We start from the raw sequence: 11125 nt of genomic DNA, 5'->3' as shown, positions 1-11125 counted from the left end.
GTAATTTCAGGTGCTTGAAAACTTTCGCGCCCAATGGTTGGAGAGCGACCCAACTCGTGCGCCGCTGCGTGTTCCCAAAGGTGGGAGCCAGTATTTGGATACAGAATGCGCAGTAAAAACATGACGTAAGGACTAGAACAATGAAACGTATCCCTGAGCCGTTCCGCATCAAAATGGTTGAGCCAATCAAGATGACCACTTTCGCAGACCGCGAAAAGGCATTGGCTGAAGCAGGTTACAACCCATTCCTGCTCGCAAGTGATGACGTTTACATCGATCTGCTGACAGACTCCGGCACGGGCGCCATGTCTGACTACCAGTGGGCGGGCATGATGATGGGCGATGAAGCCTATGCCGGATCCCGCAACTTCTACAACCTCAAAGAAGCTGTCCATCACTTCTTCCGTTATGAATATATGGTGCCAACCCACCAGGGGCGTGGTGCAGAGCAGATCCTGTTCCCGGCACTGATCCGTCGCGCCAAGGAAGTGCGTGATGCAGACAAGCACGTGTTCATCTCCAACTACCATTTCGACACCACAGCCGCGCACGTAGAGCTGAACGGTGGCGAAGTCGTCAATGTGGTGGATGAACGGGCTTATGACACAACCACTTACTACGATTGGAAGGGTGACTTCGATCTTGAGAAGCTGGAAGCGTCGATCAAGGAAAATGGTGCGAAGAACATCACCGCGATCATCACCACAGTGACCTGTAACAGCTCCGGCGGTCAGCCAGTTTCCATGGCCAACATGCGGGCTGTTTACGAGATCGGCCAGAAATACGACATCCCGGTTGTGATCGACTCCGCCCGTTATTGCGAAAACGCGTATTTCATCAAGCAGCGCGAGGAAGGCTACGCGGATAAGTCCATCACCGACATCATCCGCGAAATGTACTCCTACGGCGATATGCTCACCATGTCCGCCAAGAAAGACCCGCTGGTCAACATCGGCGGCATGTGCGCAATCCGGGAGAAGAAAGAGCTGTTCCAGGCCGTCCAGACCCTCTGCGTCCCAATGGAAGGCTTCGTAACATACGGGGGATTAGCCGGTCGCGACATGGAAGCGCTGGCACGGGGTATGCATGAAGGTGCGGACGAGAGCTTCCTGCACTATCGTATTGGCCAGGTTAAGTATTTAGGCGATCGTCTCGTTGAAGGCGGCGTGCCAATTCAGTACCCAACCGGTGGTCATGCGGTGTTCGTAGACGCGAAGAAGATCGTTCCGCACATCCCGGGAGACCAGTTCCCGGCGCAGGCTTTGTGTAACGCGCTCTATCTGGAATCCGGTGTACGCCCAGTTGAAATTGGCTCATTCTTACTTGGCCGCGATCCAGCCACCGGCCTGCAAAAAGAGTCCCCACTGGAACTCATGCGCCTAACAATCCCGCGCCGTGTGTACACCAATGACCACATGGATTACATCGCGGATGCTCTGATCAACGTTGCGAAAAATGCGAAGGATATCAAAGGTTTCGACTTTGAATACGAGCCACCTGTGCTTCGTCACTTCACTGCACGTTTGAAGCCAATCAAATAATTTGGCAACTTGGGAGGCGCTGCTCTGTGCCTCCCCTCTTTCCTCACGGATATAACAAAACTACTTCACGGGAGAGAAGTAAATGTCTGAGGGCACACAAGTCGGTGGTTTGGGAAAATCCACTGCAACAGTCAGTCCATCCTTCCTAGGCGGGGCTATGATCATCGCCGGTACTGCAGTCGGCGCTGGTATGTTTTCCGTTCCAACCGTTAGTGCTGGTATGTGGAGCATCTGGGCTATTCTGGCTCTGGCCTTTACCTGGTTCTGTATGCTTCATTCCGGCCTTATGATATTGGAAACAAACCTGAATTATCCGGTCGGATCCAGTTTCGATACCATGGTGAAAGACACCCTTGGGACTGGATGGAACACCGTAAACAACATTGCCGTTGCATTTGTCGGCTACATCCTCTGCTACGCTTACATCTCCGGTGGCGGGTCTATTGTGGTTCACACACTGGATGCTACATTGGGTGTTGCGCCTCCGCAGATGTTGGCTGGTCTGATCTTTGCACTGGGTCTGGCGTTCTTCGTCTGGTGGTCTACCAAAGCAGTTGATCGCATCACAACCATCCTTCTTGGTGGCATGATCATCACATTCTTCATGTCTGTGACTGGTTACACCTTCAACATGAAGGCTGCAGTCTTCTTTGACAGCGACAATAATATGGGAATGGGGAGTTACTTCCCGTATTTGTTCGCAGCAATGCCGTTCTGCCTGGCTTCCTTCGGGTATCACCACAACGTACCAAGCCTGATGAAGTACTATGGCAAGGAGCCAAAGAAGATCTTACTCTGCCTTGGTACAGGCACTTTCCTTGCACTGGTACTTTACATTGTCTGGCTGTTTGCCACATTGGGCAACATCTCACGAGCTGATTTTGGCCCAATCATCGAACAGGGTGGTAACATCGGCGTACTGGTGGAAGCTCTTGGCCGTGCAGTAGAAAACACCTCTGCATCCAACATGTTGTCCGCATTTGGTAACATGGCTGTGGCTAGCTCCTTCCTGGGCGTTGCGCTTGGTCTGTTCGACTTTTTGGCAGACTTCCTGAAGTTTGATGACAGCTCTGCAGGTCGTGCGAAAACCGCAGCTGTGACCTTCGTTCCTCCGTTGATCGGTGGCATCTTCTTTCCAGATGGTTTCATCATCGCGATTGGCTACGCTGGCCTTGCTGCAACAGTCTGGACGGCGATCGTCCCTGCTCTGATGGTGCGTGTCAGCCGCAAGAAATTCGGCAATCCTCAGTTCCGCGTTTGGGGCGGCGAGGCTCTTGTCTGGGTGATCTTCGGCTTCGGCATTTTGGTTGCCGTCAGTCACATTCTGGGAATGTTCAACGCACTTCCAGTCTATCCATAAGCGTCGAGAATGGCATGACGCTCTGCTGGGGCTCGCGGTTGTGAGCCTCAGTTCCGAAACGAGGTATTTGAAATGAAAGGCATACTCTCCATCCAATCCCACGTGACATATGGCCATGCTGGCAACGGCTGCGCTGTATTTCCGATGCAACGTATGGGGCATGAGGTCTGGGCTATCAACACCGTCCAGTTTTCAAATCACACCCAGCACCCGCAAGGTTGGACCGGACAGGCCCATGATGCCAAGCAGATCTCTGAAATCTTTGAGGGTCTGGCAAAACTGAACGTCCTCTCTCAGATCAAAGGTATTGTAACAGGGTATCTTGGTGGCCCTTCTCACTGTGACGTCATTGTTGACATCGTGAAGGAAGTTCGGCGGCACAATCCTGAGTGTCTCTACTTCTGTGATCCGGTGATGGGTGCGCCTGACAAAGGCTGCATCGTCAGTGAAGGTGTTGCCGAGTTGCTGGTGAGCAAGGTGATGCCGATTGCAGATGTGATCGTGCCCAACCAGTTCGAGCTTTCACAGTTCATTGGTGAGCCGATCGAAACACTGGAACAAGCCAAACAAGCATGCGCTAAGGCTATGGAAATTGGACCTAAAATGGTTCTGGCCAAGCACTTGCACAGCGTTTTTGATGATGCCTTCACCATGATGTTTGCAAGCGAGCAAGGCAGTTATCTGGCTCAGCGCCCGCATCTGCCGTTTGAGCGCCAACCGGTTGGCGTCGGAGATCTAATCACATCTGTATTTGCCGCTGGTTATCTGAATGGTCTTTCTGAAGTAGAAGCATTCCAGCACTGTAATAACGCGGTGTATGGCGTGCTTAAAACCACGCAGGAAAAAGACGAATGGGAGCTGCAAACTATTGCGGCGCAACAGGAATTCGTCTCACCATCTGAACAGTTCGAATTAACAAGCCTATAAAACTGGAAAAACAATGACAGCTATCGATACCTCCAAAGCTCCTGCAGCAATTGGCCCGTATGTTCAGGGCGTGAACCTTGGTCAGATGATCATCACGTCCGGTCAGTTGCCGATCAATCCGGAAACCGGTGAGATGCCTGCAGATGTTGCTGAGCAGACCCTTCAGTCTTTGAAGAACGGTCTGGCGATTGTTGAAGAAGCAGGTCTTGCAGCAAAGAACATCAAGAAGACAACGGTTTTCGTGAAGGACCTCAATGACTTCGCTCGCGTGAACGAAGTTTACGGCAAGTTCTTTGAAGACAACAATGCGCCGTTCCCAGCACGGTCCTGTGTGGAAGTTGCGCGTTTGCCAAAAGACGCTCTCGTCGAGATCGAAGTGATTGCCTGCCCATAACGGGTAGGATTTCCCCTGCAATGCTCGTGGTCCAACACGAGCATTGCCCTCAATATGTTGAGCTACAAAGACGTTTGTTTGCAGTGTCTTAGTAAGATTATCTCTGATCAGAGCAGCTGACAAGCGCACGAAAAAACCCCGAAATTGAAGTGCGTTAAACAGGCAATGGCCAAATCCAGCGGCTACTCGAAGGCCCTCGAATAGGTCAGTGTCCGCATGTGAAAACATGTTTGCACATATCTCGCTGGTTGGAGTTGCTCGTTGTGCCTGCGCTGCTGCTTGCAGTGGTTGGGTGCTCGGAAATTCCAGGACATGGCCCAAGCGCTTATCAGGTGGAGAATGCAACTTCTCAACGTAATGCGCAGTCGCTGAGCTATGTCATGCTAGATGTTGATGTTCCGACAGTTCAGCATTTATCCAATTATGCCAGTAACTTACCTCCCAAAGAATTCCGCGTTGGCAAGGGCAAGAGAAGCACGATCCGCGTTGGTGTTGGTGATCAGCTCTCTGTTGGGATTTGGGAGTCCATCCCAAATGGGCTTTTCTCAACACAAGGCCAAAAACGCACTGAGCTTGGCCTTGTGGTTGACGACCAAGGCAATATTTACGTGCCTTATGTTGGGGAACTCAAAGTCGAGAACAAGAGTATCTCTGAGGTTCGCGAACAGATTCTCAGTGGGTTGGAGGGTAAGGCTGTCGATCCACAAGTGGTTGTAAACCTTCAGGCAAATGGATCGCACAAGGTCATTGTTATTGGTGATGTGATGCGTCCGGGCCAGTTCCGTGTGCATGAAGATGGTCTGAGTCTGGTTGAGGCAATCTCAGAAGCTGGTGGAACGCGGAATCCAGACTATGAGTCGTTTGTTACTGTCATGAGAGATGACAAGAAGTTCCGGTTTAGTCTGGACGATATTTCGGAGCAACCAGCTAACAATATCTGGCTTCGGCCAAAGGACATTGTCTCCATTACACACCAGCCTAAATCTTTCACTGTGTTTGGTGCGGTTGTTGCCCGGCGCAAATACGACTTCCCTTCCTCGCGGGTGAACCTCTCGGAAGCCATTGGAATGTCTGGTGGTTTGCATGATGGGACTGCGGATGCGACGGGTGTTTTCCTGTTCCGGTTTGAGGACCGGCAAAAGATGATGCCGTTGCTTCCTCCGCATGAGCAACATGAGGAATTCGGGACAGTGCCTGTTGTCTACCGTCTCAATTTGAGAGAGCCAAGCGGCATGTTTTTGACGCAAGCCTTTGAAATTAGAGATAAAGATGTGATCTATGTGGCGAACTCATCTGTCTCTGAGGTCAACAAGTTCATCAGCATCCTCATTTCTCCTGTAACCGGTACATTGCGGTCTGGTGTTGCGCTTGCAGGTGTGCCTTAATTTTACTATGAGTTGCTGCGGTCGTGTAAGTGAAACTATCGAAATATCAGCGGGTTAAATGAATGTGTTATTTGGTGTATGCATTTTGCTGAAGGATAGTCTTGAGTGATCTCACCAATTCTTCATCGGTCCGTTTTTCTCCGGCGCTTTCAAAACCAAATTCCAGCAGACGTTGGTCTTGCGGATAAGTTTTTCCGCAGCCTGCATGAATCTCAGTAAATTCAGCAGCTTGTAAGATATCGGGCGCCGTCTGAGTATTAACACCTGACCCCGGCATCACAGAGAGCCTGCCAGTTGCGGCTTTGTGCATGGCGGTTAGGTTCTCAATACCATCAATCGCTTTGTAAGCACCGCCGGAACTGAGGATGCGTTCGAAGCCGAGTTCGACGGCCGCGTGGGTGGCCTCGATCAGATCTGGGGCAAGGTCAATGACGCGGTGGAGCGTTACACCAAGGCCATCAGCGTGATCCATTAGTGTATTCAATAGGTTAGTGTCGAGTGCGGTGTTGTGTTGGTTTGCGCCCAGAACAACGCCGGCCAAATTGGTATTACGGGCAGCATCGATTTCGCGCTTCATCTGGTCCACCTCTTGTGGGGAGAAGATGAAGTTACCCCCGCGAGGGCGGATCATAGCATAGACCGGGATGGGCGCTTTGGCTGCCAGTTCCATCAGGCCAACGGACGGCGTCAGGCCACCCATGGCGAGGCACGAACACAGCTCAATCCGGTCAGCTCCGCCAGCAACAGCAGCATTCAACCCGGCAATGGTGTCAACACACACTTCCAGCTTCATGACTGAACCTCCACCTGACCCACCATCAAATCTTCTGCCCGGATGGCCTTGCGTTTTTCAGGCTGGCCGAGCTCCGGTGTCCAGACCCAATAGACGATCTCCTCGTCACACCCAACATTGACCACACGGTGTTTGCCTGCTGCATCAATGGCATGGATCACAACACCGCCGATGTAACCGCTCTCCAGCTCCTGCAACTCAGAGATCGCCAGCCGCAACGCATCATCCAGCGAAATGCCGAGCTTCATGGCCAGCACAACGGTGCGGGCGGTGCCGCAGCGCATGGTCATTTCACCTGTATGAGTGCATGCGGCCGCGCCATAACGGCTGTCAGCATAAAAGCCAGCTCCGGGAATGGGAGAGTCGCCAACACGGCCCGGATATTTCCAGGCCCAACCTGATGTGGAGGTGGCGGTGCAGATATTTTTCTGGCTGTCTTTACAAAGGAATACGGTGGTGTCTCGCACCTTTTCAGGGTCGGTGATTGCTTTGGTCAACGGTGCCAGATCCGTGTTGGGAAAGGCGGCTTTCTGCTCGTCGCTCATCACCTCTTCCAGCTTGCGCCACCACACCTGTTTGCTGTGTTCCAGCAAGGCGGGATCCTTTGCAAACCCAAGCTCATCTGCGTAACGGCGAGCCCCCTCACCCACCAGCATGGTGTGTGGCAAGTTATCCAGCACTGCCTTTGCCAGGCGGGTGACCTCCAACGTCATCGGAACGCCTGCAACAGCGCCGTAATCACGGGTGGTGCCGTCCATCACGCTGGCGTCAAACTCCATGTTTCCCAACAGGTTCGGCCAGCCGCCATAGCCTACACTGCGCACCTTGATTTCAGCTTCCACCAAAGACAGTCCGGGCACCAAGGCATCAAGCCCATGTGCTCCGTTTTGCAGGTGACTGGCGGTGGTGCCAATGCCGGGCCAGCTTTCAGAATTACCAAGTACTATCATTGCGCCGCTCAAAACTTATCAGAGAATAAATCACAGTAACTCTTTGATGATGCCTTCGGCCTGTCAATGCTACCAATCCGGCTTCAGCCGGAAATGTCGTGTCTTTGCCTTCATCGCCGCTAATCTAACATGCTGAAATATCAATGATATTCACGTTGAAAATTGGTAGCATCCAAAAGCTGTGAGCGTTTGCGTTGTTTTGTGCGTTCCTTTGAAAGCTTTTGCGTTTTTCTGCGTTGCTATGTTTTTACCCATAAATCATGCCAGATCCTAACGATACGGACCTCTCGGTTGGTCACTTTGGACCGCTCTATGAAATGGATATCAGGCAATTTGTGAAGGTACGCAGGTACTGTGTCGCTGTGATACCCGGGGTCAACTTGATCTCAGAGGATCAAGCTCCCCTCAGTTCAACTTTGCCTCTTTTAGCGAGGTGAGCCAGTTGGAGAAGATGCCGCTGGAGATGCGGGTTTTGTGGTCTTGCCCGGCGGCGATGTCCATCAGGATGTCGCGGGGAGAAACGCCGTAGTGTTCTTTGAAGCTGCGGGTGAAGCTGGAGGCGTGCGAGAAACCACAGCTCTCGGCGATCTGCTGGATTTTGACTGTATCGCTTCCGGAGCGCAGCAGCTTGCGCATGGCGTGCTTCATGCGGATGTAACGCAGGAAGGCCATGAAGCCGCCCATGGGCTCAAACAGGCGGTAGAGGGTGGTGCGCGACACGTTGAGGTGATGCGCCACTTCCGTGCTGTTCAGGCGTGGGTTGGTATAGGTCCGGCTGATGTACTCGGCGGCTTGTAAAAACCGCACTGCAGTCTGATTGTTTTCATCCAGTGCAAATGGGATTCTCGGGCCGTTGTTCATCTGGTTGGCGACCAGCTTGGCGATGCATTCCACGATTGAGCTGACATCCTCATCTGACAGGTAACCCAGTTGACCGCGAAGCAGCTGCATCATGCTGATCACTGCATTGGTCGAGCCGCCTGTTGCGGGAAGGCATAGGGTTGGGTAGGTGCGATCGCCATGGAGGAACGGTGCCAGTGCCGTCCGTGGCAAAGCCAGTGTCATCAGCTTGTAAGAGCTGTGGTCTACCACAAACGGCTCGGCCATATCCTGCACGATCAGATGACCGGGCTGGAGTTCCACGCTCTCCTGGCCCATGTGGGTGACGCAATTGTGGGTGTGATCATAAAATTGCACAAACACAGCGTCCATGCCATCGCGGGCAATGCGCTGGCTGGAGCGGATGAACCTGTGCGGGGTCGCGTTGATGGTTGCCACAAAGCCACTTTTATAGCGAAATCCGCGCACGCCCGCACCAAAGGCATCTGGTGAAGCGGTGTTGGAAGCCAGACAAGCCTCTCCCGTCGCTTCGGCGACCCCCTCGCGCCATTCATCCCAGTTGATGCTGGGCCGGTAAATCACCTCAGGTCTCGGCTCATTCATTGAGTTGTTCGATTCAACAGACATTCTACCCGGTACTATACTGCAACTTGTGCGTGGTAATTCCAATCTGCGCTTAAAATATTCCTGAAGGCTGGAGAACGAAGGAGCTACAGTCCCGATTGAGAAAGGGACCTGCGAGGCCACATCGTTCTGTCAGTTTTGCGTCCCCTCCCGTTGAAAAAGATTCAAAACGGGCATTGATACCGTGGTCCTGCTTATGGTTGGAGGCAAGGCGGTGTTGAGCAATGTGTCCTACGCTAAGTCTGACAGGAATGGTGTCCCTCCAGCCTTCAGATGACCAAATTTCAGGAAGCGACCCCCGAGCCCCGGCCATAAAAAAAATTCTGAAAATGAATGCAGTGCTGACCAACAGATCAAGGCACCGAAAACAAAGTCACCACCATGTCGCCCCATCCATAATACCACAGTAGGTTTATTCTTCTAAAGGATCGCAATGAAAACAAGGGCGTGAAACAAATTGTTAAAACAAAGCTGTGCTTTGAAACGACAGGCTAAGAGACCTGAGCAGCGGGAAGAAGATGGGGTTGGTAAAGATCGAATCGATTTTTAATGAGTGAGCTGTTTGAGTTCTCGGTTTGCCCATAATCTACAGTTTTGGATGAGCAAAAAAAAGGCGAGCACAAGGGCCCGCCTTTTTGAAAAATGGAACGTTGAAAGAGGTCAGGCGCTGACGCGGGCAGCCAGCTTGGCGTTGTTTTCCAGCAGTTTGTCCAGCCGCGCTTTTTTGATGACTGGGTTGAGTTCAGGGTCCAGAACATGTGCGAGCAATGCTGTATTGGAAGCTTCGATCGCGGCGTCATCAACAACTGCAAGGCCGTGGAGGACGAAGGGGCGCAGGTAAACCATTCCAGTCAGCAGGGCAGTCTGTTGAAAGGGTTTGAGCAACTCATCCATGCTGAAATTGTTGTAGCCGCCTGCGTGATAGCTATCCTCCGGTCCGCCGGTAGAGATAGCCAGCAACAGTTCACGGCCAGCCAGTTTGGTGCCACCCGGGCCATAGGCAAAGCCGTAGGTCAGGACCTGATCTTGCCATGCTTTCAGCACTGGCGGGGCGGAATACCAATAAAACGGAAACTGGAAGACAATGCGATCGTGAGAGAGCAGGAGTTGCTGTTGTTCTTCAACGTTAAAGCTCAGAGTTGGGCCACCAACACGGGCCAGATCAAGCACGGTGATGCCATCTGTTGCGGCAAATGCTTCAAACCAGGAACGGTTGATACGGGATTTTGAAAGGTCGGGATGGGCAGTGAGCACAAGGGTTTTCATCGCAGGAAGGCCTCATTGAATATCTGATCTCTGCTTTATAACAGGATGCATACATGCTATTAATTGCCTCCATATCAATCCAATAGATGTACGGTATCGAATAATGCGTTTGCCTCTTGCCATGCTGGAAGTGTTTAACGCCATTGCGCAGAACGGCAGTCTCAAAGGAGCCGCTCAGGCGCTTGGCATCAAACCGTCCACGGTGTCTCATCAGTTGAAATCGCTGGAAGAGCAGCTCGGGACGGCTTTGTTTGTGCGCACCACCCGATCGGTAACCCTGACGGATGCGGGCCGTGCGTTGCAAAGTGGGGCGGGTGCGGCGTTTGACCTGCTGGGGCAAGCGGTAAATGATGCAAAGGAACACGGCAGCAGCGCCCGTGGCAGTTTATAACTGACCTTGCCTGAGTTTGTGTTTCATTCCTTCCTTGCAGATCTCCTGCCCAGCTTTCAGGCAGCTTATCCGGAGATACAGCTGGAACTTTCTCTGACGGACGCCATTGTCGACATCGTTGCAGATGGTTTGCACGGCGGGCTTCGTCTGGGGGGAAAGATTGCGCAGGATATGATTGCGATCCGTATCTCTGACCCGCAACCCCTGACCGTCCTTGGCAGCAAGGCCTATCTGGCTGAGCATGGCACGCCGGAAAAACCTGAAGACCTCCTCGCGCACAATTGCCTTCACTACCGTTTTCAAACATCAGGGCGGTTGGCGTCGTGGGTGTTTGAGGTGGATGGCAACACCGTGGAGATTGATATCAAAGGAGGGCTGATCCTCAACACCCTGCCCTCTCAGTTGCAGCTGATGGAGCAAGGCATGGGATTGGTGCTGACCTTCCGCGAGTATGCGCTGATGCAGTGCGACCTGACAAAGGTGCAATGTTTGCTGGAGGATTACCTGAAACCAACAGAGCCGATCTATCTGTTTTACCCGCGTGAATACAAAAACCTGCAGGCCCTGCGCCTGTTCATCGACCACATCAAGGCCCACCGGCAGTCATTTTGTTGAAGTAACAACTTCAATGATAATTTTGAGCAGTTGTCAAAT

11 protein-coding genes are annotated in these 11125 nt (G+C 52.3%); 7 read left to right on the top strand and 4 right to left on the bottom strand.

Annotated features, from left to right (window positions below; all coding sequences use genetic code 11):
• Window positions 1-140 precede the first annotated feature (140 nt).
• From PsW74_RS01410 to PsW74_RS01390, 5 genes are all read left to right on the top strand, one after another.
• Complete coding sequence (locus PsW74_RS01410; protein ID WP_057461422.1) at window positions 141-1541, top strand: tryptophanase; 1401 nt, start codon at window positions 141-143, stop codon at window positions 1539-1541.
• A gap of 82 nt (window positions 1542-1623) precedes the next feature.
• A complete protein-coding gene (gene mtr, locus PsW74_RS01405; RefSeq protein WP_063287521.1) occupies window positions 1624-2901 on the top strand; it encodes a tryptophan permease in 1278 nt (425 codons plus the stop codon).
• 72 nt (window positions 2902-2973) lie between these two features.
• Window positions 2974-3828 carry a pyridoxal kinase PdxY gene (gene pdxY / locus PsW74_RS01400; RefSeq protein WP_063287522.1) on the top strand — a complete coding sequence of 285 codons (855 nt, stop codon included), beginning with the start codon at window positions 2974-2976 and terminating at the stop codon, window positions 3826-3828.
• Between the two features lie 13 nt (window positions 3829-3841).
• Window positions 3842-4222: a RidA family protein gene (locus tag PsW74_RS01395; RefSeq protein ID WP_057461419.1), complete on the top strand. Its 381-nt coding sequence runs from the start codon at window positions 3842-3844 to the stop codon at window positions 4220-4222.
• Window positions 4223-4485: 263 nt separating this feature from the next.
• Window positions 4486-5607 (top strand): polysaccharide biosynthesis/export family protein, encoded by a 1122-nt coding sequence (locus tag PsW74_RS01390; RefSeq protein WP_208980577.1) that lies wholly within the window; start codon window positions 4486-4488, stop codon window positions 5605-5607.
• Between the two features lie 67 nt (window positions 5608-5674).
• Here the strand turns inward: PsW74_RS01390 and PsW74_RS01385 are convergent, their stop codons facing one another.
• The 4 genes from PsW74_RS01385 to PsW74_RS01370 all read right to left on the bottom strand — a co-directional run bounded on the left by PsW74_RS01385 (window position 5675) and on the right by PsW74_RS01370 (window position 10080).
• Window positions 5675-6400, bottom strand: coding sequence for a copper homeostasis protein CutC (locus PsW74_RS01385; protein WP_063287523.1), 726 nt, complete (start codon window positions 6398-6400; stop codon window positions 5675-5677).
• Window positions 6397-7350 carry a N(4)-(beta-N-acetylglucosaminyl)-L-asparaginase gene (locus PsW74_RS01380; RefSeq protein ID WP_063287524.1) on the bottom strand — a complete coding sequence of 318 codons (954 nt, stop codon included), beginning with the start codon at window positions 7348-7350 and terminating at the stop codon, window positions 6397-6399. The genes PsW74_RS01385 and PsW74_RS01380 overlap by 4 nt, the downstream gene beginning before the upstream one ends.
• Window positions 7351-7755: 405 nt before the next feature.
• On the bottom strand, window positions 7756-8793 hold the full coding sequence (locus tag PsW74_RS01375) for a helix-turn-helix domain-containing protein (RefSeq protein WP_082830440.1): 1038 nt from the start codon (window positions 8791-8793) through the stop codon (window positions 7756-7758).
• A 681-nt stretch (window positions 8794-9474) separates the two neighbouring features.
• Window positions 9475-10080 carry an NAD(P)H-dependent oxidoreductase gene (locus PsW74_RS01370; protein ID WP_063287526.1) on the bottom strand — a complete coding sequence of 202 codons (606 nt, stop codon included), beginning with the start codon at window positions 10078-10080 and terminating at the stop codon, window positions 9475-9477.
• A gap of 103 nt (window positions 10081-10183) precedes the next feature.
• Between PsW74_RS01370 and PsW74_RS29210 the strand changes: the two genes are divergently transcribed.
• Together PsW74_RS29210 and PsW74_RS01365 are read left to right on the top strand one after the other, a co-directional pair.
• On the top strand, window positions 10184-10471 hold the full coding sequence (locus PsW74_RS29210) for a LysR family transcriptional regulator (RefSeq protein ID WP_208987779.1): 288 nt from the start codon (window positions 10184-10186) through the stop codon (window positions 10469-10471).
• A 6-nt stretch (window positions 10472-10477) separates the two neighbouring features.
• Complete coding sequence (locus PsW74_RS01365; protein ID WP_208987778.1) at window positions 10478-11086, top strand: LysR substrate-binding domain-containing protein; 609 nt, start codon at window positions 10478-10480, stop codon at window positions 11084-11086.
• The last annotated feature ends 39 nt before the right edge of the window (window positions 11087-11125 follow it).

This window comes from Pseudovibrio sp. W74, assembly GCF_001623085.1.
GTDB lineage: Bacteria > Pseudomonadota > Alphaproteobacteria > Rhizobiales > Stappiaceae > Pseudovibrio.
This window is presented reverse-complemented; position numbering and strand designations above follow the sequence as displayed.